Genomic DNA, 23,614 nt, shown 5'->3' with positions numbered 1-23,614 from the left:
ACTCTCAGATATCTTTTAACGCTTTGTACCTTATTTAGCTTTTCTGTAGGCCAACACAGATTCTAAAATTGCCATTCTGACAAAGACACCGTTGGTCATTTGCTGAACAATACGTGATTTTGGTGCTTCAACTAAATGGTCTGCGATTTCAACATCACGATTGACTGGAGCTGGGTGCATGAGGATTGCTTTTTCTTTCAAGCGGTCATAGCGTTCTTGTGTCAAACCATGCTGGATATGATAGTCTTCTTTTGAAAATCCTGTCACAATTTCATGACGTTCATGCTGCACACGAAGAAACATCATAACATCTACTTGATCAATCACCTCATCAATTGATACAAAGCGACCATAATGTTCAAACTCCTCACTTCTCCATTCCTCAGGACCTGCAAAGTAAAGCTCCGCTCCCAAGCGTTTAAGGATTTGCATATTAGACTTAGCTACCCGTGAGTGGTTGAGGTCGCCAGCGATAGCCACCTTAAGACCTTCAAAATGTCCAAATTCTTCATAAATTGTCATCAAATCAAGCAAACTTTGGCTAGGGTGTTGCCCTGAACCGTCCCCACCATTGATAATCGAAGTTGTGATGGTCGGGCTAGCAATCAATTCTCTGTAGTAGTCCACCTCTGGGTGACGAATGACACAGGCATCCACTCCTAGTGCAGAAAGCGTCAAGATCGTGTCATAGAGTGTTTCACCCTTATTCACTGAACTGGTCTTCACATCGAAATCCAAAAGATCAAGTCCAAGTTTCAGTTCTGCTACCTCAAAGGATTTGTGGGTACGAGTTGAACTTTCAAAGAAAAGGTTGGAAACGATATGTTGTTCCTCATAAGAAGCACTCGCTCCGTTTTTAAATTCGATTCCTCGTTTGATCAATTTCATTACTTGTTCTACAGTAAGGTCTTCCATTGAAACGACATGTTGCAAAGCTTGTTGATTTTCTGACATTTTTTTACTCCTTTTAGTGTTTTAGGCTTGTTCTGTGATTAGTACTCTGTCTTGTCCATCTAGTTCTGTCATCTCTACGATAATTTCTTCAGAACGACTAGTTGGGATGTTTTTTCCAACATAGTCCGGACGGATTGGAAGTTCTCTATGACCACGATCAACCAAGACTGCCAAACTCACACGAGCAGGGCGACCATGGCTAACAATATTGTCAATAGCAGCTCGGATAGTCCGACCAGTGTAGAGTACATCATCCACCAAGATGACTTCCCGATCTGTCACATCAACAGAGATTACAGAAGTATCCTCACCACTTTTTACATCGTCACGAAAAGGTTTAGTATCTAGTTCTACCACTGGAACAGCGATACTTTCTAGCTGTTCCAAACGTTCTTGGATACGACGAGCGATAAAAACACCTCTCGTTTTTATCCCAGCCAGAACGATTCTATTCAAATCTTTGTTTCGTTCGATAATCTCGTAGGTAATCCGAGTAATCGCTCGTTTGACGGTCAATTCGTCTACAACTTCTTTTGTCCTCATGACAAACCTCCAAAAAGAAAAGTCTCCTTAACAAGGAGACTTCAGAATGTATAGCCAAGCGAGCCCTACTGCAAACAGTATAGACTCCAGCTATCTATTGATCCGACTCCTTGCCTGCCTCACGGGACAGGTTTAAAGGAATATTTTATTGTTATTACTATATCACAAAGAAAGGATCAATGCAAGAAAAAAACATAAAATTTTCATCTTATAACGAACTAAAATCATATAATTGTGGATAGTGATCGCATTCTGGATTTTTTGGATGACAGATAGCCCGTCCAAAGTAAATCATGGCTTGATGGGCTGCCAACCATTTCTCTGGTGGCAGAATGTCCATGACACGTTTCTCTACTTCGAGGGGCGTGGCCGATTTTTTAACGATATCGTGATGCTTACAGATACGCTCGACATGAGTGTCCACTGCAAAGGCTGGAATTCCAAAGCCCACGCTCATGACGACATTGGCTGTTTTGCGACCAACTCCAGCTAGACTTTCTAATTCTTCACGAGTCTGAGGCACTTGACTGTCAAAATCTTCCAAGAGTTGCTGGGCACATTTTTTGAGGAATTTGGCCTTATTGCGATAAAGTCCTAGGCGGGAAATGTGTGAAGCAATTTCACTTTCAGTAGCTACAGACATGGCTTGAGGCGTTGGAAAGGCAGCAAAGAGGCCTGGCGTAGCCTTGTTGACTGCAGCATCTGTGGTCTGAGCTGACAACATGACCGCAACCAGGAGTTCAAAATGATTGGTAAAATCGAGGCTTGGCTTGGCATCTGGAAAAAGGGCAATAATTTCTTCTAGCACCTTTCGTGCTCGTTTTTTTGACAAGACCATTATTCGTCTCCGTCAAATAGTCCTTGCAAGCCAGCAAAAGGACTATTTTCTTCTTTCTTGACTGCTTGTTGAGCCTGGTATTCGTCTTCAGTCATGATTTGCCAGTCATTTCCAGACACAAAACCTTGTCCCGCCTCTTCTTCTGCCGTCAAGACCTTGATTGGAATGTTTAGCAAGATATTATCTGACACACTTTCAGACAAATCAATTTCACCATTTTCGATAGGCAGGACCAAGTCATCGTCTAGAACTTCTTGGTCCAATTGGTTGGTTGCGCCTTCCATGAAAACCTCTGTCACTGGATAAGACTCAGCCAACTCAACTGGCTCCATGCTGCGACTGGAAGCAAGAACGATAGTGTAAGATAGTTGATAATCTAAGAAATACATCCGGTCTTCGTACTGTACTTTCCCCACTGCAAGGATATCTTTGACATCTATAATTTCTTGATTACGTTTACGTAAGTCTGATACCAGGTCTAAAACTTGTTCAAAATGTAGGCCTTCAGGCTGCTTACGAATTTCTTGAATATTTAACTTCATATTTCCTCCATAAAGATTTACTCACTTGATTATACCATGAAAAAGCTACAAGTCAGCCTTCCAAACCTTGATATTAAAATCTCATTTTTAACATATTTACTATGACATATTTCCTGTTTAGTGCTATACTATAGGCAAGAATACATCAGAGCAAGGAGGATGCTCATATGGAAGACAAAGCACTCATCAACCAAGCTTACCAACTCCTTTCCGAGTTAAATAAAAGCTACCAAAGTTGCAAACAAGGTACAGCCGATGATTTCCGTCTACAAGAACTGCTGAACAGCACTCTCAAGGAACTTAAAAAAGCGGAAAAGCTTGACAACACTATCTTAATCGACCTTGAGAAATTTTACCAAGGTACCAGTCTTCTGATAGGCCTCGGTAGCCTAAAACTAAACGATCAAGCACGCACTGCTTGGCGCAACTATGACAAGTTCCATTACGAGCATGTCAAACACGTACTAACTCTCTATGGACCTGTTTTTGGATTTTAGAGATTAGAATTCTCAATTTTCTATTGACAAAATTTCCTTAAAGGTATAGGATAGAGATACTGATACTCGGAGGTAAGGGAGACATGAACAACTAAGTCTATCAAATAAAGAACTTTATTTAGTAGATCTTGTTTTTGTCTCTTTTTGCATGCTCTTTTTGTACTAGATCTTCTGGTACATTATCCTCTTTGGAAATCAAAAAACTAGAAAGCTAACCATCTGCTCCTCTTGGGTTGGATAAGGCTAGATTGACCTAGTTTAACGGGATTTTCGACATGGATAATGGCGTTTTTGACAGTGACTTTGGGCTCTACTAAGTAAAGTAGAGCTTTTTGTTATGCACTATGGACATTCTAGAAAGGGCAACAATATGATAAAAATCAATCATCTGACCATCACACAAAACAAAAATTTACAAGACCTTGTATCTGACTTAAGCATGACTATCCAAGACGGGGAAAAGGTTGCTATTATTGGTGAAGAAGGAAATGGCAAGTCAACCTTGCTACGGGCTTTGATGGTGGAAGCATTGCCTGATTTCACTATCAAGGGAGACATCCAGTCTGATTTTCAATCAATTGCCTACATTCCTCAAAAGTTACCTGAGGAGCTGAAAAATAGAACTCTACACGACTACTTCTTTTTAGATCCCGTTGATTTAGACTACAGTATCCTCTATCGTTTGGCTGAGGAGTTGCATTTTGATAGTGATCGCTTCGCTAGTGACCAAAAGATTGGGAGCCTCTCAGGTGGCGAAGCTTTAAAAGTTCAACTCATACATGAATTGTCTAAACCTTTTGAAGTTCTATTTTTAGATGAGCCTTCAAATGACCTGGATTTGGATACGGTTGATTGGCTAAAAAGCCAGATACAGAAGATGAGGCAAACCGTTATTTTCATTTCGCATGATGAGGATTTTCTTTCTGAAACGGCTGATACTATTGTCCACTTGCGACTGGTCAAGCACCGTAGAGAAGCAGAAACGCTAATAGAGCATTTAGACTATAATCGCTATAGCGAACAGAGAAAGGCTAATTTTGCCAGACAAAGTCAGCAAGCTGCTAACGACCAGAGAGCCTATGACAAAACCATGGAAAAACATCGCCGAGTCAAGCAAAATGTAGAAACTGCCTTGCGTAACACTAAAAACGATGTTGCTGGGCGCCTATTAGCTAAAAAGATGAAAAATGTTCTCTCTCAAGAAAAACGCTTTGAAAAAGCAGCTCAGTCGATGACACAAAAGCCACTTGAAGAGGAACAAATCCAACTCTTCTTCTCAGATATACAACCATTAGCGGCTTCTAAAGTCTTAATTCAACTGGAAAAGGAAAATTTGATCATTGGCGAGCGCATTTTAGCTCAGGAGTTACAACTAACTGTCCGTGGCCAAGAAAAAATCGGTATTATCGGACCTAATGGTGTTGGAAAATCGACTTTATTAGCCAAGTTACAACAACTGCTAAGCGACAAGAGAGAAATTTCGCTTGGTTTTATGCCGCAAGATTACCACAAAAAACTGGAATTGGATATATCTCCAGTAGCCTATCTCAGCCAGACAGGCCAAAAAGAGGAACTACAGAAAATCCAATCCCACTTAGCCAGTCTCAATTTCAGTTATCTAGAGATGCAACACCAGATTCGTTCCTTATCTGGTGGTCAACAAGGCAAACTACTTCTGTTGGATTTAGTCCTGCGCAAACCAAACTTTCTCCTTCTGGATGAGCCTACCCGAAATTTCTCCCCCACTTCTCAACCCGAAATCAGAAAACTCTTTGCCACTTATCCAGGTGGGCTGATTACTGTTTCCCATGACCGACGTTTCTTAAAAGAGGTCTGTACGGCCATCTATCGTTTGACAGAAGATGGTTTAGAAGTCGTTGATTTACAAGATTTCTAACTTTTGAACATCGCAAAAATCCAGAGACGACCTCTGGATTCTTTTTACATCTGTTTCAAACGCTCAATTCGTTCTGAGATAGGTGGGTGGGTGTAAAAGAGTTTTTGTAGTCCGCCACCTTTCTTAGGATCATTGATGTACAGAGCGCTGCTGGCGTCATCAACGTGGTGATGCATGGGCTCGCTATTATCCAACTTGCGCAGTGCATTGATCATCCCTTGAGGATTGCGAGTCAGCTCCACGCTGGATGCATCCGCTAAAAATTCTCGCTGACGAGAGATAGCTAGTTGCACCAAGGTTGCAGCGAGAGGGGCCAGAACAATGGCTAAGAGAGAGATGACAAGCATGATAATCTCTAGACCATTTCCGTCACGATCATTATCACTCCGTCTGCGGTCTGCGCCACCCCACCACATCATCCTACCAGCCATACTAGATAGCAGTGTAATGGCACTGGCAAGGGCAACAGCAATGGTCGAAATGCGGATATCGTAGTTCCGGATATGACTGACTTCATGCCCCATAACTGCTTCTAGCTCCTCACGATTCATAATCGCTAGAAGACCCGAAGTGGCCGCAACTGCCGCATTCTGAGGGTTGGAACCTGTTGCAAAGGCATTTAAGGAAGAATCCTCAATGATGAAAACACGCGGCATGGGAATCTGAGCGACCATGGCCATATCTTCTACCACATGGTAGAGGTCTGGTGCCGTTTGCTCATCAACCTCACGCGCCCCATTCATAGACATGACAATCTCTGTTGATTGAAAGATCATGGTTAAGGCATAGACAAGACCAATGATTAGGGCTATGATCATGCCCCCTAGACCTGAGCGCATGAAGAGATAGCCTACCGCATAACCAACCAAGGCCAAGAGTAGGAAGAAAACCAGCAACAAAATCCACGTTTTTCGTTTATTGCTCGCAATTTGATCAAACAACATCTTAGTCACCTAAACCGCTAAAGTCAACTTTAGGAACTGCTTTTTCCTCTTCAGGTGTTTGAAGGAAATCTGCAGCTTTAAAGCCAAACAGTCCTGCGATGATGTTACTTGGGAAAGTTTCAAGTTTTACATTGTAGTTGCTGACAACACTGTTGTAGAGTTGGCGTGAGTAGGAAATTTTATTTTCTGTATTAGTCAACTCTTCTTGTAATTTGATAAAGTTAGCGCTAGCTTTCAAGTCTGGGTAATTTTCTGCTACTGCGAAGATACCAGAAATTTGACGGGTAAGGGCATCACTGGCCTTCATAGCTTCAGCTGGCGAAGTTGCTGCGGCTACTTGTCTACGAAGTTCTGTCACCTTTTCCAAGGTAGAACCTTCATATTTGGCATAGCCTTTGACTGTTTCAATCAAGTTTGGGAGGAGATCATTACGACGCTTCAACTGAACATCGATTTGGCTCCAAGCCTCCTTTGTCTGCATACGATTTTTAACCAAACCGTTATAGCTAACAATCACAAAAATAACAATTAGAGCCAAAACTCCAAGAATAATCCAAGTCATAATCTTATTCCTTTCTGCTTTTAGATTAATACCAGTATATCAAAATTTTAATGAATATGGTAAAATAAGATGATACTAGAGAAGGAAATTACTATGAAACCAGAAACATTTTACAGCTTGCTTGCCGAGCAAAATCTTCCACTTTCTGATCAGCAAAAAGAACAATTTGAACGGTATTTTGAACTCTTGGTCGAGTGGAATGAAAAAATTAACCTGACCGCTATTACAGATAAAGAAGAAGTCTACCTTAAGCACTTTTATGATTCGATTGCTCCTATTCTACAAGGCTTGATTTCAAATAAAGATATCAAACTTCTTGATATTGGGGCAGGAGCTGGATTTCCTAGTCTTCCTATGAAAATCCTCTATCCCCAGTTAGATGTAACCATCATTGATTCGCTAAATAAGCGCATCAACTTCCTCCAACTATTGGCTCAGGAGCTGGGATTGGACGGAGTTCACTTCTACCATGGACGAGCAGAAGACTTTGCCCAAGACAAAAACTTCCGTGCTCAGTTTGATATGGTGACGGCTCGTGCTGTTGCCCGCATGCAGGTCTTGTCTGAGTTGACCATTCCCTATCTTAAAGTTGGAGGAAAACTACTGGCTCTCAAAGCTAGCAATGCCCCTGAGGAATTGCTAGAAGCCAAGAATGCCCTCAATCTCCTCTTTAGTAAGGTCGAAGATAATCTCAGCTACGCCCTACCAAATGGAGATCCACGTTACATCACTGTGGTAGAAAAGAAAAAAGAGACCCCAAATAAATATCCACGTAAGGCTGGCATGCCAAACAAACGCCCGCTTTAAATTTTTTAGTAAAAAAATGTTTACAAAGTTCGCCTCGCTCTTACATTTCTAGGCTCGGGAAAAAATGATTTACAAAATCAACCTCGCTCTCGCATTTCTGGGCTCGGGAAAAAATGATTTACAAAATCATTCCTCGCTCTCGCATTTCTGGGCTTGGGAAAAAATGATTTACAAAATCATTTTTTTCTGCTATACTATCCTAAGCAAAGGTTTTTAATGTCATCCCGTGAGGTGACAAAGACGCAGTATACGAAATTCTTTAAGAATGGAATAGTTTTTTTAAAGAAGTCTTACTCAGAGAGCCTATTGCTGTAAAATAATGGGCTCTTTTTTGGTGCCCAAAAGTGAGGTTTTTATGAAACAGGAATCAACTGTTGACTTGTTACTAGACGTTGACCAACGTCCTTCAGCTGGTAAAGGTATCCTCCTCAGCTTCCAGCACGTTTTTGCCATGTTTGGTGCAACCATTCTCGTTCCCCTAATTTTGGGAATGCCCGTATCTGTTGCTCTTTTTGCATCAGGTGTCGGAACACTGATTTATATGGTTTCAACTGGCTTTAAAGTTCCAGTCTATCTCGGATCATCCTTCGCCTTCATCACTGCAATGTCTCTAGCTATGAAAGAGATGGGTGGTGACGTATCTGCTGCTCAAACAGGGGTTATCTTGACTGGTTTGGTTTATGTTCTTGTGGCTGCAAGTGTTCGTTTTGCAGGTACAAAATGGATCGATAAACTCTTACCACCAATCATTATCGGACCCATGATTATCGTTATCGGTCTTGGTCTGGCAAACTCAGCTGTAACGAATGCTGGACTTGTAGCAGATGGAAATTGGAAAAATGCTCTTGTAGCAGTTGTTACTTTCCTGATTGCTGCCTTTATCAATACCAAAGGAAAAGGCTTCCTTCGTATTATTCCTTTCCTCTTTGCCATCATCGGTGGGTACATCTTCGCAGTGACACTTGGTTTAGTTGACTTTACTCCAGTCTTAGAAGCCAACTGGTTTGAAATTCCTGGTTTCTACTTGCCATTTAGTACAGGCGGGGCCTTCAAAGAGTACAACCTCTACTTTGGTCCTGAAACAATCGCTATCTTGCCAATCGCAATCGTAACCATCTCTGAGCACATCGGTGACCACACAGTCTTGAGCCAAATCTGTGGGCGTCAATTCCTGAAAGAACCAGGTCTTCACCGTACACTTCTCGGTGACGGTATCGCAACATCTGTATCTGCCTTCCTCGGTGGACCAGCTAATACGACTTACGGCGAAAATACAGGAGTTATCGGTATGACTCGTATCGCTTCTGTCTCTGTTATCCGTAACGCTGCCTTTATCGCAATTGCTCTTAGCTTCCTTGGTAAATTTACTGCCTTGATCTCAACAATCCCAAGTGCTGTACTTGGTGGGATGTCTATCCTTCTCTACGGAGTTATCGCCAGCAACGGTTTGAAAGTCTTGATCAAGGAGCGTGTTGACTTCAGTCAAATGCGTAACCTCATCATTGCTAGTGCAATGCTCGTACTTGGACTTGGTGGAGCCATCCTCAAAGTAGGACCAGTTACCCTTTCAGGTACTGCCCTATCAGCCATGACAGGTATCATCTTAAACCTGATTTTGCCACACGAAAATAAAGACTAGTCATCTATACACAAAAAATCCACTCAATTGAGTGGATTTTTCTGATTCTTACCTTCCCCACGCAATCAAGAGATACATGAGACTAGAACCAAACATATCTGCCAGAGCATGCATGAGGAAAAATGGCAAAAGATTTTTAACCTTATACTTGTATAAGAAATAATAGAATAGGCCATAAACGACACCAATAACCAGTGCCCACACCAATCCTTGATAAGTGTGAAAAGAAATCCGAATGATGGTAGAATAAAGCAAAGCCCACCACTTGTGCTTTTCTTTCACTGAGGTCAATAATCCTAGAAAGAAAAACTCTTCATAGAAGCCATTTAGCAAGGCATAGGCAATTGCCATCGGACTAAGCGCTAGGAATTTCCGTATAACTTCCATGGGATCTATGTGGGCAAAAAGAGCTGGATTTAAGTAATTGTATTCACCAGTTAGTGTTGTCACCAGGTCTCCAAACAATCCCACAATGGCAAATATAAAAGGAACCCAAAAGAGAAGGGACCAGGTCCAACGAATGGGAAGTTGTTTGAAATCATAATTCCGAATCAAAAGGTAAAGAAAGGTCAAGGTCAGAAGTATCACTTGCAGGGTGAAGTTGCTCAAATAGCCTACTCCCTCGCCAGCAGTATTACTTGCCGTATCTATTGTAGTTGACAGACCTGTCGGAAATATACTTGCTAAAAAGAGCTCCGTTGAACGAATGATAAACTGGCCAAACATTAGAACTGTAATAATCAGAATGTCAAACCATCTCAAGTAGCGCAGGGGCTTAGATGGATGAGTGATTTGTAAAATTTTCATATCCCCTCCTTCTAGCAGTTAAAGATTGGTTTATTGTAAGAAAAGAAACTTAAAATTTTATAAAATTCCACTCCCATTCCTTATCCGTAATCAGTATTTTGATAGGATATTCAAACCAACCACTTTTTACGAGTAACTAGTTTCTCATTCAACCTTTCGTTTATTCTCTAGCAACAAATCTTTCAAAGAAATGATGGTTACCGCAAGTAAAATCATAGCCATACCGACAAAATCAATCGTAAAAAACTGTTCCTTCATAATCAGAAAGGCAAAGAAAACAGCTGAGATGGGTTCTATGGAAGCCAATAAACTGGACTTAACAGGTCCTATTAGACTAGTTCCTTTTAGGAAAGCTGTGTAGGCAAAGACCGTTCCGATGATGATAATGCCAGCAAATGCAAAGAGAAAATCCAAGCTGGTCGGTATACTGGTCTGCAAAACTCCTGTGAAGGGAATAGCCCCAACACCAGAAATAACCATGCCCACACCAATCACCAAGATACTTCCCCACTTCTTAATCAAAGCGATAGGAAGGATGATATAGAGGGCATAGGTCAAGGCAGAAAAGAGTCCCCAGAAAAGACCAGCAGGTGTGACCGACAACTGGTCAAGATCCCCATGCGTAGCGATCAGAAAAGTTCCTCCAATTGCTAAACCAATTGAAATAATCTCAGCCAGAGTAGGTGCTACCTTGTCCTTGATACAAGTATAAATCAAGATCCCAACAGGACATACATACTGGAGAACCGTCGCCGTTCCAGCATTGGTCTCCTGAATGGCGGAAAGATAGGCAAACTGGTTTAAGAAAAGTCCAAATAAGGCAAATAACAAGAGAGATAAAAGACTTTTTCTGTCTTTTAAAAAAGCAAGGAGTTTATCCTTTGCGGTCGCATAAGTTAAAAATACCAGGGCCAAGCCTGCAATAATGAGCCGCAGATTGGTCAAGACTAGAGCGGAAATTCCGTGTGCCATCAGGTATTGGCCACTGGTTCCAGACAAGCCCCAAGCAATGCCTGCAACTACTGTGAATAGCGTTCCTTTTACGGTTTTTGACATGCTTTCCCCTACCTTTCCCTACGAATCATATCCATGACTTGGTTTCGATCGACTATCCACTGAGCACGTTCATCCTTCTCATACGTTCGATTGGATAAAAAGATAGCAGCTTCCTGTTTCTCTCGGTTCCACATGATGAAAGTACCTGTATAGCCCGTATGGTCAAGCCAGGCTCCCTCCAGATTCCAAGCTAGCGAACGCTCCTTATCATCTAAGGGAGAAAAATTTCGGCTCAAGTTTTCAGCAAAATCATCTTTCAAGTAATGTTCCAGAAAGATTTGCAAATCCTTAACAGTTGAAAATAAACCTGCACTTCCTGCATGTTTGCCCAAAAGACGAGCTTTGGGATCGTGGATACTACCTGCCGCTACTCCCCTCACTGTTGGTACAGCAAGCTCAACAGGGCCAAACATGGTTTCCTTCATCCCCCATGGGGTCAAAACTTGTTCTTTTATAATCTGATCCAAGTCTTGTTCAAAGATTTTTTCCAAAAGAAAACCCAAGAGTAAAAAATGAACATCCGAGTATAGAAAAGCAGTCTGACTACGCCTATTCAGATGAAACATAGCCTCCCTTAATGCCTCAGAACCTAACTGGTCCCTATTGGGAATAAAGGGGTCCAGATCTGTTGCGTGGGTCAAGAGTTGACGCATAGTGATATCTGGGTAATCACATTCAGCTAAAAAGTCCGTCACTGGTCGATCAATATCTAATTTCCCCTGCTGCCACAAGAAGGTAATGACTGTCCCTACTCCCACGACCTTACTCACACTAGCCAGATCATAAACCAAACCGGCCTCTGTCTTCAAATCCCGTTCTGGATCACTCAATCCCAGATAAGATTCTCTCCATTCTCCGCCCTTAAAATACGCAAAAGAGGCCCCGGGATAAACCCCTGCCTCGATTTGATCTCCTATTTTTCTTAGAATTTTTGTCCACTTCATGCTTCTTCAAACCACAATTCGATGTTATTGGTATCTTTACCAAGGAAGAATTTTTTAGATTTTGGGATAAAATAGTCTGTGCCTTCAAATTTCTGACGAAGACTGTTTAGATCAAAATTCTTTACTAAAAATTTCAACATCGTCAAGTCCCAAGTAACATTGTTTTCAACAGTTAAATCTGGACCGTCCCCTTTAATAAAACTAATTGCCTTAGCTACTACTTCGGGATCAAGTAAACTCTCCGTCCCCTCAGGCAAGCGCAACTCCATAGAAATCTCAAATTGACTCAAATATTTTATACTTGCATTTGAAGAAAATTCAGGAACAGTTTCCAGTGGAATCAAATCTTCCATATGATTTTCCGCATGAACAAGAACCACATCCTGTTCAGGAGAAACAATCTCAAAGGCATAACCACGGCTTCCTTTAAATAGGCGAGGAAGAGACTTCATCTGTGAAAGAAGAACCTCTATTTCTGAAGGATTCTCAACTTTTACCAAGAGTCTAGCTAACTTCTTAAGCCCTTCAACTCTCCGAGTTCGCATACTGGGAGCCTCTTCGAGAATCAACTTCTCAGCACCTGTTTGGTCACCAAGTGAAAGGAAAGCAGATTCTTCTAATAAGGGCTTCATCCCAAGAGTTTCAATGTAAAATTTTTCATTTAATTTTCGGTTATTGACCTTCAAAGTCGGAATAATTTGTATCATTTGATTTGCATTCATAGCTTCCTCCAACTCTTTTATTTTAAAGGATTTTAGGATTTTTTACAAGCTATTCTACTTAAATTCTAGAATTTTTTACAAACATTTCCAGTAAAAAAACTGGGGTTCCCCAGTTTCATTTCTTATAGGTAAAGTAGTTTAAAGACTGCTACTGCTGCAATACCAGCTGCGATTGGTGCTACAACTGGAACCCATGCATACCACCATTTTGAATCACCCTTGTGTTGACCAAGAACTGATTTTGGAAGGAGTTCGTGAAGAAGACGTGGTCCAAAGTCACGAGCTGGGTTCAAACCAGGTCCAGTAGGTCCACCAAGTGAAGTTACCAAGGCCATCACTAGGAAACCAAGTGCCAAGTGTGCAACTGAGATCCCAGCAGCTGTATGTGGAGCTACTTGAGCTTTCACTGCCAATTCACTTAAATCAACAGTTTGTCCAGCTTGAGTAGCCATTTGTTTCATGTATTGAAGAACCTCAGCACCGAAGAAGTTTTTAGTCATTCCTAGGGCTGCAAAGAAAAGAACAAATGAACCTACAAACTCATTTAGGAAACCATTAACCGTTGCTGCGAAACGTGATTCTTTTGTACCGTGGTCGATGCTTGAAATCGTTGAGAAGGTACCCAAGATATTGTTTGGGTTTTCTGTTTTCAAGTAGTATGGACGGTGAGTTGCTACAACCAAAGCTTGACCAAAAATTGCTCCCAAAACTTGCGCAAGAATATAAAATGGTACTTGATCCCAAGAGAAAAGTCCGCTAACAGCAAGTCCAAGAGTGAAAGCCGGGTTGATGTGGTTACCAGAAACGTTACCGAACATCAAGGCTGGGATCATAACCCCCATACCATAACCAACAGCGATAACGAGCCAGCCACTTTGGTGACCTTTCGTACCTTTAAGTTCAACGTTAGCAACTGCACCATTTCCAAGAATGATCAAAATAGCAGTTCCCAAAAATTCAGTGGCATATTTAATAGCCCATGTAAAATCCATTTGATAGATTCTCCTTAATTTTTTTTAGACAATCCTTATTCTATCAATTTTTAGGCCTTTTAGCAACCGATTTTCTAAAAGAATCTCTGGAAAACGCTTTATTTAACTTATCTTTAAGAAAAGGACAAAAGAAGTCAAACTCCTTTCATCCCTTTCGTTACTCCTGACGTTGACCAAAGTCTGCTATCATCTGATCCAGCTCCTCACGACTTGGAGTTGTCAACATATAGAGAATATCTCCTTGTAACTCTGCAAAGGCTGCTGGCATGATTTTCTTAGCCTTAAAACCTCCTTGGTATTTAGCTAGTAACTCCTCTTCTGAGTAAACATAATGAGAACTTAAACGCCGAGCAGTCGCCAAGCAATAGAGGGGTTCAAAAGATGAACTAGGGAATGGCTCTCCTGCGACAATAGCCGCATAGCCACGATAGAGGTCCAAGGAGTGAGCAAAGTTATAAACATCAATGGTAAAACCACCTGCAGGACGATTGTTGTACTCAATGGCGATATAGTCATCTCCCTCACGGAAGAATTCGATATGGAAGAAACGCTCCTTCATGCCAAATTCTTTGACAATGGCTTCACCATACTTACGCAATTTTGGATCCATATCCTTAAGAACATAATAGGCATTATCCATCTTGTAAAGCATGAGATCCAGTGGTGTATGGGCGTAGTCAAAAGTCGTTGAAAAGACGATATTGCCCTCCTTGTCCACAAGTCCGTCGAAGGTACAGATTTCGCTGGAAGTGACAAATTTCTCAAAGAAATAGACGGTTGAATGATCCCATTCTGCTTTGAAACGGTCCACATCTGCTTGGTTTTCAAGCTTAAAGGTTGCAGCCGCTCCCACTCCATTATCAGGTTTGGCAATCATTGGTAGGCCGATTTCTTTTATAGCTTTATCAACATCTGCTTCCGTCTGGATAACAGCTCCAGGTACCACAGGGACACCTGCTTTTTTGAAAAGTTTCTTCATTTCAGACTTAAACTTAGTCTTTTTGAGATCCTCTGGTTTGGCACCAAAGACATTGAATTGTTCTCTGAGTGCTGCGTCTAGCTCTAACCAGTATTCATTATGGGACTCGATGCGGTCAATTCGGCCATGCTTGTAGAAAAGAAAGGCAACCGCACGCTTGACTTCGTCTATATTTTCAAGATTGTCTACACGGAAATACTCAGCCAGGCTATTGCGCAGAGGCTCATCCAGTTGCTCGTAAGGTTCTTGACCAATTCCCAAGACTGTGATACCTTTATTGGCTAGCTCGATGGTAAACTGTTGGAAGTTTTGTGGATAGTAGGGAGAAATAACAAGGTAATTCATAGGCAACTCCTTTTATAGGTACAGGTGTCCAAGAAAATAGGGCATTTGTTTACGCCACCATTCCCAGTCGTGGGCGACATCGTGCCCCCATTCAGCAAACCAGGCTGGAATTTGTTTCTGGTCAAAGGCTTCTTTCAGCTTGTAGAAGGAAGGCAAACCATCTTGTTCCCAGGCACCGAGACCCGTACAGACGACAATCTCCGCCTGACGGTAACGATCGATAAACCAGCCGTCATTCTGATTCCAGATATAATCTACTGGCGAGTTCTGGTAAATAGCATCATCATTGTAGTAATCACCAACAAAGAAACGTGCGTCATAAACACCACTGAGGGCAATCACCTTGGTAAAGACATCTGGATGCTGGAGGAAGAAATTGAGTGCATGGTAAGCCCCCATCGAACAACCAGTTGTCATCATGCCATCAAACCAACCTGTCTTATGCTTGATAAAAGGAATGGCCTCCTCAATCACATAGCGTTCGTAGGCACGGTGCATCTCTGCTTGGTCATGACCATTTTTCCAAGTAGCCAACCAGCTCTCGCTGTCAACACTGGATAGAGTAAAGAACTGGACACGCCCCTCCTCGATAAAGGAAGCGCAGGCATCAATCATGCCAAAATCATAGTATTCATTATGGCTGCCACCAGATGAAGCAAAAACCACGACTGGAATCCCAGCGTGTCCATAACGGTTGAGGTACATTTCACGATTGAGGTTACCACTCCAGTGGCTAAGATGTTCAATATGCATTGGCTTTCTCCTTTCCTAACTTACCATTTCTCTGCAAAAAAACGAAGACAGTCTGGTAAATTTTCCGACCAAGGGATTTCACTATGGATCGCACCAGACTGAACCTTCAAGACAAGATTATCCAAGTGTACTCCACCTGCAATCAAATCATGGTAATAGCGAAGCGATGAGTCGATATAGGCTTGCTTGATATTGCCAGCCATCAGGGTCTTGTCCGTATCATCCGCTTCTTCCGTTCCAACATAGATAAAAATACGTTGTTCAGACAATAGTTTCTTGCGCTCGATGTAGCGATTAAAGGCTTCTTGGTGGAGCCAGTTAGCAGATGAGAAGACACCTAGACAACCAATTCGGTCTTGGTACTCTAATCCGATAAACTGGGTAATATTGCCTCCTAGTGAAGAGCCAATCATAGCCGTATGCTGTCGATCAGCTTTGGTACGGTAGGTTTCATCGATAAAAGGCTTGACCACTTCCATGACAAACTCGGCATACTCCACACCCTTACCGCCAAACTGCTGCCCTGGAATAGGAGATTCTTGGAATTTCCAAGCCGCGTACTCATGCATCCGCCCCAACCCATCATTGTCGATGGCTACAACGATCATGCGGCTGATGTCAGGGTTCCGCTTAATGGCTGGAATAATTTTCCAAGAGTGTCCGATATAAGACTCCTTACTGTAAAAGACATTTTGCCCGTCATGAAAATAAACAACAGGGTAAAAACGGTCTGTGTCTTTCTCGTAATCCTTAGGCAGAAGAACACGCACACGACGCTCTTTTCCTGTATAAGGAACCTTGAGTTTGTGTTCTTTCATTTTTAAGTAAAAGTAGGAATGATTCATTGTCAGAAAACTCTCTATATTCAAAATTTTATCTCATTATACCATAAAAATAGAAAAAAAGTCAGTAATTGTCCATTTTAAGGATAAATAACTAACTTTTCTCATTTAATATTCTAAATTCTTCTGATTTTTCTGATTAGAGGAGATTGTCAATCAACTCATCCACAGCATCTTTTTCAGCTTGAGGTGTGATCTTAGTGATCATAATCCCTGCCACTGCTCGCTCAACCAAACCTTCAACATCCATCCGTTTTTCATACTGCTCAGCATTTTCTATCTTAGGATTGGTCTTAGGACGGTCAGGTGCAAAAATCGTACAGCAGTCCTCAAAAGGCTGGATTGAAATTTCAAAGGTATCAATTTCCTGAGCGATGTCAATGATTTCCAACTTGTCCATAGTAACCACAGGGCGAATGATAGGAGTGTTGGTCACAGCGTTGATAGCCTGCATGCTTTCCAAGGTCTGGCTAGCTACTTGGCCAAGGCTTTCCCCATTGATAATGACCAAACCCTTTCTCACTTCACGAATACGGTCGGTAATGCGCATCATAAAGCGACGCGTCAAGGTCATGAGGTAGGCTTCTGGCGCTTTAGCCTTGATTTCCTCTTGAATCTCAGTGAAAGGCACTTCGATAAATTGGATATTACCCCCAAACTTGGTCAATTTACGAGTCAAGTCCTGCGCTTTCTTGAGGGCACCGGGACTAGTATAAGGTGGACTAGCAAAGTGAACCGCCTCGATATCCACTCCACGCTTGAGAGCTAGATAACCTGCTACAGGTGAGTCAATGCCACCTGACAACATGAGCATCCCCTTACCAGAAGTTCCCACTGGCAAACCACCTGCTCCGCGAATAGTTTCATAAGAAAGATAGGCTGCTTCCTCACGAATCTCCACCTGAAGTGTGATATCAGGATTTTTCATTTGGGCTTGAATAGTTGAAATAGCTTCAAAAACAGCACCACCAAGGGTTTGGTTAAGTTCACGACTGTCCAACTCAAAGTTGTGGTCGCTACGCTTACTAGAAATCTTAAAGGTCATGCCTTCCTTGTAGATATCTTTCATAATCTCTTGGACGGCAGATTTGAGATTTTCAACAGACTTTTCAACCTTATATACTGGAGAAAAATTTTGAATTCCGAAAACTTGTTTGAGTGATGTTGCTACCGCTGTATAATCCGCTCCGTTTAGATAAGCATGGGCACGGTCGCGATCAGCGGTTACCTTGACTTGGGGATAGATGGACAAAACGTCTGAAATGTTATTGCGAAGTTTATTGATGAAACGCATCCGATTTTTTCCCTTGGTTGAAAGCTCACCGTAGCGAATCATAATTTCTGAATATTGCATGAATGCTCCTATCTTACTTTTCTAGTTTGATTGTAAATTAATTTTAGCTTGGTCAAAAATTGCTCAACTTGACTCATGTCATTTTCTAGGTCTAGACTGAGACGAACTGCTGACTGGGCCTTATCCTTGTCCACTCCCATGGCAATCAAAGTTCCAGCAGGTTTTCCTGCTTTGGACGAACAAGCAGAGGTTGTGGAAATGAAAATATCATAGTCTTCAAAGGCGTGAACGATAACTTCTCCACGAACACCCTTAATCCCAAAAGTCAGGATATGAGGGGCAAAGTCTTTCACATCTGAAAAGACAAAGATGTCTGGATATTCAAGAAGAGCTTGACGGATAACTTCCTTCATCTGGCCAGTCTTACTAGTAAAGAGATCCAGCTTTTCCATAGACAAACGGAGAGCCTTGGCTGTCGCTGCAATCCCTGCCACATTTTCAGTTGTCGAACGATAGTCCCCCTCTTGACCACCACCAGTCAATAGAGGCGTAATCTTCTTGCCAGACTTGATATAAACAAAACCAACACCTCTGACACCGTGGAACTTATGACTCGAGAAGGTCGCAAAATCCACTCGATTCGTCAGATACTTTTCAGTTGGAATTTTAGCAAGTGCTTGAACTGCATCAACGTGGAAGGAAATGGTTGGTTTATCAGCTAAAAGTTCTGAAATAGCTTGAATAGGCTGGATAGAGCCGATTTCATTGTTTACTGCCATGACCGAAACGAGGGTCGTATCTGATCGAATCAAACTTGCTAGAGCCTTGACATCTACAAATCCTTTCTCATCAACTGGGGCAATATCCACCTCAAAACCTTGACTTTTCATCCAGAGGGCTGACTCCTTGACCGCTGGATGCTCAATAGCTGATACGATGATGTGCTTGCCAAACTGGGCTTTTTCAAAGGCCACACCCTTGATGACCCAGTTATCCCCTTCTGTCCCACCAGATGTAAAGAAGATTTCATCGCTTTTCTTGCCAATCAAATCTGCAATTTGCTGCCGGGAAGCATCTAAAATTCGTGTTGCCTGGTCTCCCAAACGATGGAGACTAGAAGGATTTCCTACAATTTTCGAAGCGACCTGCATATAGGTCTCTAGAGCTTCAGGATAAGGTTTGGTTGTCGCCGAATTATCAAAGTAGATCATGTTTTCTCACGCTTTCTAAAATCACTTCTTCTATTGTATCACGAAAAGAGACCTGCGACAAGAAAGGGAAGTTTCTCTTTTTTTAAGATTTTTTTAAAGAAATGAGGTATAATAAATCATAATCAAAGGAGAGTATCATGTCTAACTATCGTAGAACTTCAAAACCAAAAACAGAACACATCAAAAAAGGATTCACTGTCTTTCAAAAAACGATTGCTACCATCGGTAGTATCCTTGGTCTGATCACCGCTACTATCACTATCATGAACGCCATGGATAATAATAAAAACAACAAAAGGGAACCTACGACAACTCAAACAACTGTCGTCAAAGAAATCCAAAAAGAATCCCCTCAGGAGAATACTACACCTAACAAGGACAACACTTCTACCAAAGAAAATACTTCGCAGGAAGAAACTTCTCAATCCAACAAGAAAGAGGAGCAAAAAGAAGATAAGAAAACAACAACTCAGGACTCTTCCACTCCCTCTACAAATAAAGAAACAAGCGATAGCGGAACACAGTCAAATACGACGAATTCAGAAAATAAAAACAGTCAATAACTGCTAAAATAGCTTCCTTCCAGATTTGGAAAGAAGCTATTTTTTATTGTTGCAATACTTTTCGTGGTTTGGTTCCTTCAGCTGGACCGATAACACCCGCCATTTCGAGTTCTTCCATAAGGCGGGTCGCACGGTTAAATCCAACAGACAAACGACGCTGAATCATAGAAGCACTAGCTTTCTGCGTCTCGATAACCAGAGCCTTAGCTTCTTCAAAGAGCGGATCGCCGCCAGCTTCACCATCAGAGAAATCTCCTTCATTTTCAGGAACATCTCCCGGGTCAAAGCTTTCATCGTAGTCCGCATCCGCCTGAGCCTTGATGAAATTTACGATGCGTTCAACATCATCATCCGAGATAAAGGATCCTTGCAGGCGGACTGGGTGATTTTCATCAATTGGTTTAAAGAGCATATCTCCTCGACCAAGCAGTTTTTCTGCCCCATTTTCATCCAAGATGGTTCGTGAATCAGTACCTGATGAAACTGCAAAAGCTACACGAGATGGGACATTGGCCTTGATGAGACCAGAGATGACATCAACGGACGGGCGTTGCGTTGCGAGAATCATATGAATCCCTGCAGCACGCGCCTTCTGTCCAAGACGAATGATGGCATCTTCCACTTCTTTGCTGGCCACCATCATGAGGTCAGCCAACTCGTCTACAATGACAACAATCAAAGGCAGCGGTACTTGTTTGTACTCGGATTGGCTATTAAATTCCTCGACCTTAGCATTGTAACCAGCGATATTTCGCACACCAACCTTAGCAAAGAGTTCATAACGGTTTTCCATCTCATCCACAACCTTTTGCAGGGCCTTGCTAGCCTTGCGTGGATTGGTTACAACTGGAATCAAAAGATGAGGAATGTCATTGTAAACCGATAACTCAACCATCTTAGGATCGACCATCATAAACTTGACCTGGTCGGGTCTTGCTTTCATCAGAATGCTCGCGATAATACCGTTAACTGCGACTGACTTACCAGATCCCGTCGAACCTGCAACGAGTAGGTGGGGCATCTTGGAAAGGTCAAAGGTGCGAGCCGTTCCATTGACAGCCTTCCCTAGAGGGATTTCGAGGAGATTTTCTGGTTTAGTCTGAGACTGTTCCCAGAGTTCACGGAAGGAAACAGTCGCAATCTCAGAGTTGGGCACTTCAATTCCAACTAAGGATTTCCCAGGGATCGGAGCTTCAATCCGAACATCCTTGGCAGCTAGAGCTAGCGCTAGGTCATCTGCCAGATTGGAAATGCGATTAACCCGTACACCAACTGCTGGCTTGACTTCATACTTGGTTACTGATGGTCCAATTTCAGCTCGTTCAACCGTCACCTTGATACCAAAACTAGCAAAGGTTTCTTCTAGGATTTTGATATTTTCTCGAACAATCTTCTTTTCCTTGGACTGATCTTTGGGTTTATCTGGCGCAAAGAGTTGCAAGCTTGGTAGCTTGTATTCGAGAGCTTCTTTGGTAGAAAAATCAACCTGCACCTCTTCATCCTCAAAGTCTTCTTCCACATCTGGAACGTCAAAGTCAGCTTGAGGGAGGATAATCTCGGGTTCATTCCATTCCTCCTCAGGAATTGGGGGGGGATCGTAGACTGGTACTTCTGATAAGATTTCTCCAGTTTCAGAGTCTACAGGAGGAAGCGGCAGCGCATCCAGCTCTTCTTGTTCTCTCTGAATTCTGGCAGCTTCTTGACGAGCCTTCTCTTCTTCTCTCTTGATGAAGCGTTCCTGTTTTCTCTGTTCCTGTTTTTCCATGAAGGATCTGAACTGAGCACCAATAAAGGCTGCAACATCGTAAATAGACCAAGGACTAACTAAGAGTGCCCCAACTAGAATCAAGAGAACCCCAATAAAGTAAGAGCCTATATTTGAAAAAAGAAAGGCTATGGGGATATAAAGTCCGACACCAAGCAGGCCTCCACCAGCAAAACTAGTCACCCGCATACCAGTAAGGTCCGTCATAACTTGAGATAAGGTCCCTTTTAGAACTGCCTGCTCCAAACCAAATTTCCAGACAAGATAGGCCTCAAAAATTAAGAGTAGACCAGCAAAGATACAGAGAAACCCTGACAGAAGCCCCTCCTGCTTGCGGATCCATTTAAAAAGAAAAAGATAAATGAGGAGGGCACCAATGGCCACATAGGCCAAACTTCCAACCAACAGTCGAATGAGATTGTAAAGAGTGATACCAGCTGCACCGAGTTTGAGAGCCGCAATAATCAATAATAAGGCAATCCCTAAGGAAATCAACATCCTCTGGATAGCCTGTTTTCTTTCAAGTTCTGCTTTAGACGGTCTCCGTCTTGTTTTTGTAGTATTCTTGTTTGCCATTCTTCTATTATACCATATTTCACAGCCATTTCGAAAAGAGAAAAAGATTGCACCAAATGGTAACAATCTTTCTATTCTGATCCTTTTTATGCTTGTGGTTTGCGTAGGTAACCATAAACCACACCACTTACGATTGCTCCAATCAAGACAAAGACTAGGTAAAGTAGGGCATTTGAAGTTAGGGCGATAACGAAGATTCCTCCGTGTGGTGCCATGAGTTTGATACCAGCAAGACCAACGAGTCCGCCTGCTACTGCAGAACCAAGGATAAAGCTTGGGATAGCACGAGCTGGGTCGGCTGCACCAAACGGAATTGCTCCCTCAGTGATAAATGACAAGCCCATGATGATGTTTGTCAAACCAGAGTTGCGTTCTTCTTTGGTAAATTTATTTTTAAAGAGGAGGGTTGCGACAAAGATAGCAAGTGGTGGCACCATTCCTCCAGCCATAACTGCTGCCATGGCTACAGAACCACCTGAAGAAACAGTCGCTGCAAGCGTACCTGTACCAAAGACATAGGCTGCTTTATTGACAGGTCCACCCATATCAACAGCCATCATACCACCAAGAACGATACCGAGAAGGACAGCTGATCCTCCTCCAAGACCACCTAGGAAATCATTCATGGCAGTGTTGATTGCTGCCATTGGAATGTTGACAGCCAGCATGACAAATCCTGTCAAAATTGTCCCAAGAAGTGGCAAGAGAAGGATTGATTTAGCACCTTCAAGTGAACGAGGAACTTTAACGTATTTCTTGATAGCAAGAACCAAGGCACCTGCGATAAATCCACCAACAAGAGCACCTAGGAAACCAGATGAGACTCCCGCAAGAGTTGAAGTTGCCTCACCACCTGCAGCGTAAGGGATTTTACCAAAGGCAAAACCTTCTTTAGCAATGGCACCAGCCACAAAACCAGCTACCAAACCTGGTTTTTCAGCGATAGAGTAGGCAACATATCCTGCAAAGACTGGAAGCATCAAGCCAAAGGCTGCTCCACCAATTTTCATGAACATTGAAGCTAGCTCATGGTAGGATCCGAGATTGCCAAGACTATCTTGTGGCACACCCAAAGCTCCGTCAATCAAGAAAGCAAGGGCAATCATGATACCACCACCAATAACGAATGGCAACATTTGAGAAACACCACTCATCAAGTGTTTGTAGAAAGCACCACCGATACTTTGTTTTTCATTAGATGCTGTTGTAGCTTTTGCCCCATTAGCCGCATGATAAACTTCAGCATCTCCCGAAAGAGCCAAGTTGATCAATTCTTCTGTTTTACGGATACCGTCTGCAACTGGACGATTGATCAACGGTTTACCATCGAAACGATCCATCTCAACCGCCTTGTCTGCTGCGATGATAACTGCTTTAGCCTTACGGATGTCCTCCGCAGTTAGTTGGTTACCAACACCGCTAGCACCGTTGGTTTCAACCTTGATTCCAACCCCCATTTCAGCCGCCACTTTTTGAAGGGCTTCTTGGGCCATGTAAGTATGGGCGATTCCTGTTGTACAAGCCGTAACAGCCACGATAAAG

At 42.4% G+C, this 23,614-nt stretch carries 23 protein-coding genes; 5 read left to right on the top strand and 18 right to left on the bottom strand.

Going from position 1 to position 23,614, the window contains the following annotated elements; translation table 11 throughout:
- Positions 1 to 30: 30 nt before the first annotated feature.
- The 4 genes from HMPREF9184_RS04780 to HMPREF9184_RS04765 form a co-directional block, all read right to left on the bottom strand.
- Positions 31 to 954 (bottom strand): aspartate carbamoyltransferase catalytic subunit, encoded by a 924-nt coding sequence (locus HMPREF9184_RS04780; protein WP_001293858.1) that lies wholly within the window; start codon positions 952 to 954, stop codon positions 31 to 33.
- Between the two features lie 21 nt (positions 955 to 975).
- Entirely contained in the window at positions 976 to 1,497 is a 522-nt protein-coding gene (gene pyrR, locus HMPREF9184_RS04775) for a bifunctional pyr operon transcriptional regulator/uracil phosphoribosyltransferase PyrR (RefSeq protein WP_001259300.1), read from the bottom strand.
- Between the two features lie 208 nt (positions 1,498 to 1,705).
- Positions 1,706 to 2,335 carry an endonuclease III gene (gene nth / locus HMPREF9184_RS04770; RefSeq protein ID WP_000244447.1) on the bottom strand — a complete coding sequence of 210 codons (630 nt, stop codon included), beginning with the start codon at positions 2,333 to 2,335 and terminating at the stop codon, positions 1,706 to 1,708.
- The gene (locus HMPREF9184_RS04765) at positions 2,335 to 2,877 is read right to left on the bottom strand and encodes a YceD family protein (protein ID WP_000773206.1); all 543 of its coding nucleotides are present in this window, start codon (positions 2,875 to 2,877) and stop codon (positions 2,335 to 2,337) included. Before HMPREF9184_RS04765 ends, nth begins: the two co-directional genes overlap by 1 nt.
- 167 nt (positions 2,878 to 3,044) lie before the next feature.
- Between HMPREF9184_RS04765 and HMPREF9184_RS04760 the strand changes: the two genes are divergently transcribed.
- Both HMPREF9184_RS04760 and HMPREF9184_RS04755 read left to right on the top strand, forming a co-directional pair.
- The gene (locus HMPREF9184_RS04760; RefSeq protein WP_000389543.1) at positions 3,045 to 3,374 is read left to right on the top strand and encodes a hypothetical protein; all 330 of its coding nucleotides are present in this window, start codon (positions 3,045 to 3,047) and stop codon (positions 3,372 to 3,374) included.
- 337 nt (positions 3,375 to 3,711) lie between these two features.
- Complete coding sequence (locus HMPREF9184_RS04755) at positions 3,712 to 5,271, top strand: ATP-binding cassette domain-containing protein (RefSeq protein ID WP_000558946.1); 1,560 nt, start codon at positions 3,712 to 3,714, stop codon at positions 5,269 to 5,271.
- Between the two features lie 44 nt (positions 5,272 to 5,315).
- On the opposite strand, the gene htpX is transcribed toward HMPREF9184_RS04755, so the two are convergent.
- The gene (gene htpX / locus HMPREF9184_RS04750) at positions 5,316 to 6,215 is read right to left on the bottom strand and encodes a zinc metalloprotease HtpX (protein ID WP_000895758.1); all 900 of its coding nucleotides are present in this window, start codon (positions 6,213 to 6,215) and stop codon (positions 5,316 to 5,318) included.
- Between the two features lies 1 nt (position 6,216).
- The gene (locus HMPREF9184_RS04745; RefSeq protein ID WP_000219841.1) at positions 6,217 to 6,777 is read right to left on the bottom strand and encodes a LemA family protein; all 561 of its coding nucleotides are present in this window, start codon (positions 6,775 to 6,777) and stop codon (positions 6,217 to 6,219) included.
- Positions 6,778 to 6,870: 93 nt separating this feature from the next.
- Between HMPREF9184_RS04745 and rsmG the strand changes: the two genes are divergently transcribed.
- Positions 6,871 to 7,584, top strand: coding sequence for a 16S rRNA (guanine(527)-N(7))-methyltransferase RsmG (gene rsmG, locus HMPREF9184_RS04740; RefSeq protein WP_000801949.1), 714 nt, complete (start codon positions 6,871 to 6,873; stop codon positions 7,582 to 7,584).
- Positions 7,585 to 7,939: 355 nt separating this feature from the next.
- A complete protein-coding gene (locus tag HMPREF9184_RS04735) occupies positions 7,940 to 9,223 on the top strand; it encodes a uracil-xanthine permease family protein (protein ID WP_033585978.1) in 1,284 nt (427 codons plus the stop codon).
- Positions 9,224 to 9,271: 48 nt separating this feature from the next.
- On the opposite strand, the gene HMPREF9184_RS04730 is transcribed toward HMPREF9184_RS04735, so the two are convergent.
- The 10 genes from HMPREF9184_RS04730 to HMPREF9184_RS04685 all read right to left on the bottom strand — a co-directional run bounded on the left by HMPREF9184_RS04730 (position 9,272) and on the right by HMPREF9184_RS04685 (position 19,168).
- Positions 9,272 to 10,030: a CPBP family intramembrane glutamic endopeptidase gene (locus tag HMPREF9184_RS04730; RefSeq protein WP_000698655.1), complete on the bottom strand. Its 759-nt coding sequence runs from the start codon at positions 10,028 to 10,030 to the stop codon at positions 9,272 to 9,274.
- Between the two features lie 144 nt (positions 10,031 to 10,174).
- Positions 10,175 to 11,086: a DMT family transporter gene (locus HMPREF9184_RS04725; protein ID WP_000047994.1), complete on the bottom strand. Its 912-nt coding sequence runs from the start codon at positions 11,084 to 11,086 to the stop codon at positions 10,175 to 10,177.
- 8 nt (positions 11,087 to 11,094) lie between these two features.
- Positions 11,095 to 12,030, bottom strand: a complete 936-nt coding sequence (locus HMPREF9184_RS04720; RefSeq protein WP_000872237.1) for a serine hydrolase domain-containing protein — start codon at positions 12,028 to 12,030, stop codon at positions 11,095 to 11,097.
- A complete protein-coding gene (locus tag HMPREF9184_RS04715) occupies positions 12,027 to 12,752 on the bottom strand; it encodes a CppA N-terminal domain-containing protein (protein WP_000993347.1) in 726 nt (241 codons plus the stop codon). The genes HMPREF9184_RS04720 and HMPREF9184_RS04715 overlap by 4 nt, the downstream gene beginning before the upstream one ends.
- A 122-nt stretch (positions 12,753 to 12,874) precedes the next feature.
- A complete protein-coding gene (gene gla / locus HMPREF9184_RS04710; RefSeq protein WP_000348110.1) occupies positions 12,875 to 13,744 on the bottom strand; it encodes an aquaglyceroporin Gla in 870 nt (289 codons plus the stop codon).
- A gap of 157 nt (positions 13,745 to 13,901) precedes the next feature.
- On the bottom strand, positions 13,902 to 15,068 hold the full coding sequence (locus HMPREF9184_RS04705) for an ATP-grasp domain-containing protein (protein WP_001108601.1): 1,167 nt from the start codon (positions 15,066 to 15,068) through the stop codon (positions 13,902 to 13,904).
- 12 nt (positions 15,069 to 15,080) lie between these two features.
- Positions 15,081 to 15,821: an esterase family protein gene (locus tag HMPREF9184_RS04700; protein ID WP_000546759.1), complete on the bottom strand. Its 741-nt coding sequence runs from the start codon at positions 15,819 to 15,821 to the stop codon at positions 15,081 to 15,083.
- 20 nt (positions 15,822 to 15,841) lie between these two features.
- Complete coding sequence (locus HMPREF9184_RS04695; protein ID WP_001016807.1) at positions 15,842 to 16,666, bottom strand: alpha/beta hydrolase; 825 nt, start codon at positions 16,664 to 16,666, stop codon at positions 15,842 to 15,844.
- A 136-nt stretch (positions 16,667 to 16,802) separates the two neighbouring features.
- Positions 16,803 to 18,017, bottom strand: coding sequence for a tRNA uracil 4-sulfurtransferase ThiI (gene thiI, locus HMPREF9184_RS04690; protein WP_001200072.1), 1,215 nt, complete (start codon positions 18,015 to 18,017; stop codon positions 16,803 to 16,805).
- Between the two features lie 8 nt (positions 18,018 to 18,025).
- The gene (locus HMPREF9184_RS04685; RefSeq protein ID WP_000638939.1) at positions 18,026 to 19,168 is read right to left on the bottom strand and encodes a cysteine desulfurase family protein; all 1,143 of its coding nucleotides are present in this window, start codon (positions 19,166 to 19,168) and stop codon (positions 18,026 to 18,028) included.
- A gap of 137 nt (positions 19,169 to 19,305) precedes the next feature.
- Here HMPREF9184_RS04685 and HMPREF9184_RS04680 point away from each other — a divergent pair, with 137 nt between their 5' ends.
- On the top strand, positions 19,306 to 19,731 hold the full coding sequence (locus HMPREF9184_RS04680) for a DUF6556 family protein (RefSeq protein WP_000073921.1): 426 nt from the start codon (positions 19,306 to 19,308) through the stop codon (positions 19,729 to 19,731).
- A gap of 43 nt (positions 19,732 to 19,774) precedes the next feature.
- On the opposite strand, the gene HMPREF9184_RS04675 is transcribed toward HMPREF9184_RS04680, so the two are convergent.
- Together HMPREF9184_RS04675 and HMPREF9184_RS04670 are read right to left on the bottom strand one after the other, a co-directional pair.
- Positions 19,775 to 22,072, bottom strand: coding sequence for a DNA translocase FtsK (locus HMPREF9184_RS04675; RefSeq protein ID WP_009444205.1), 2,298 nt, complete (start codon positions 22,070 to 22,072; stop codon positions 19,775 to 19,777).
- 86 nt (positions 22,073 to 22,158) lie between these two features.
- A partial coding sequence (locus HMPREF9184_RS04670; protein ID WP_009444204.1) for a PTS fructose transporter subunit IIC occupies positions 22,159 to 23,614 on the bottom strand: 1,456 nt, incomplete at its 5' end.

It is taken from the genome of Streptococcus sp. oral taxon 058 str. F0407 (assembly GCF_000235485.1).
Taxonomy (GTDB): Bacteria; Bacillota; Bacilli; order Lactobacillales; family Streptococcaceae; genus Streptococcus.
This window is presented reverse-complemented; position numbering and strand designations above follow the sequence as displayed.

Bases quoted from the DNA above. Each gene is read 5' to 3' on its own strand.
- HMPREF9184_RS04720 (WP_000872237.1), bottom strand. From the start codon at position 12,030: ATGAAGTGGACAAAAATTCTAAGAAAAATAGGAGATCAAATCGAGGCA.
- HMPREF9184_RS04685 (WP_000638939.1), bottom strand. From the start codon at position 19,168: ATGATCTACTTTGATAATTCGGCGACAACCAAACCTTATCCTGAAGCT.
- HMPREF9184_RS04715 (WP_000993347.1), bottom strand. From the start codon at position 12,752: ATGAATGCAAATCAAATGATACAAATTATTCCGACTTTGAAGGTCAAT.
- HMPREF9184_RS04700 (WP_000546759.1), bottom strand. From the start codon at position 15,821: ATGCATATTGAACATCTTAGCCACTGGAGTGGTAACCTCAATCGTGAA.
- HMPREF9184_RS04725 (WP_000047994.1), bottom strand. From the start codon at position 11,086: ATGTCAAAAACCGTAAAAGGAACGCTATTCACAGTAGTTGCAGGCATT.
- pyrR (WP_001259300.1), bottom strand. From the start codon at position 1,497: ATGAGGACAAAAGAAGTTGTAGACGAATTGACCGTCAAACGAGCGATT.
- HMPREF9184_RS04730 (WP_000698655.1), bottom strand. From the start codon at position 10,030: ATGAAAATTTTACAAATCACTCATCCATCTAAGCCCCTGCGCTACTTG.
- HMPREF9184_RS04780 (WP_001293858.1), bottom strand. From the start codon at position 954: ATGTCAGAAAATCAACAAGCTTTGCAACATGTCGTTTCAATGGAAGAC.
- HMPREF9184_RS04705 (WP_001108601.1), bottom strand. From the start codon at position 15,068: ATGAATTACCTTGTTATTTCTCCCTACTATCCACAAAACTTCCAACAG.
- htpX (WP_000895758.1), bottom strand. From the start codon at position 6,215: ATGTTGTTTGATCAAATTGCGAGCAATAAACGAAAAACGTGGATTTTG.
- gla (WP_000348110.1), bottom strand. From the start codon at position 13,744: ATGGATTTTACATGGGCTATTAAATATGCCACTGAATTTTTGGGAACT.
- HMPREF9184_RS04765 (WP_000773206.1), bottom strand. From the start codon at position 2,877: ATGAAGTTAAATATTCAAGAAATTCGTAAGCAGCCTGAAGGCCTACAT.
- HMPREF9184_RS04735 (WP_033585978.1), top strand. From the start codon at position 7,940: ATGAAACAGGAATCAACTGTTGACTTGTTACTAGACGTTGACCAACGT.
- rsmG (WP_000801949.1), top strand. From the start codon at position 6,871: ATGAAACCAGAAACATTTTACAGCTTGCTTGCCGAGCAAAATCTTCCA.
- nth (WP_000244447.1), bottom strand. From the start codon at position 2,335: ATGGTCTTGTCAAAAAAACGAGCACGAAAGGTGCTAGAAGAAATTATT.
- thiI (WP_001200072.1), bottom strand. From the start codon at position 18,017: ATGCAATATTCAGAAATTATGATTCGCTACGGTGAGCTTTCAACCAAG.
- HMPREF9184_RS04680 (WP_000073921.1), top strand. From the start codon at position 19,306: ATGTCTAACTATCGTAGAACTTCAAAACCAAAAACAGAACACATCAAA.
- HMPREF9184_RS04745 (WP_000219841.1), bottom strand. From the start codon at position 6,777: ATGACTTGGATTATTCTTGGAGTTTTGGCTCTAATTGTTATTTTTGTG.
- HMPREF9184_RS04675 (WP_009444205.1), bottom strand. From the start codon at position 22,072: ATGGCAAACAAGAATACTACAAAAACAAGACGGAGACCGTCTAAAGCA.
- HMPREF9184_RS04760 (WP_000389543.1), top strand. From the start codon at position 3,045: ATGGAAGACAAAGCACTCATCAACCAAGCTTACCAACTCCTTTCCGAG.
- HMPREF9184_RS04755 (WP_000558946.1), top strand. From the start codon at position 3,712: ATGCACTATGGACATTCTAGAAAGGGCAACAATATGATAAAAATCAAT.
- HMPREF9184_RS04695 (WP_001016807.1), bottom strand. From the start codon at position 16,666: ATGAATCATTCCTACTTTTACTTAAAAATGAAAGAACACAAACTCAAG.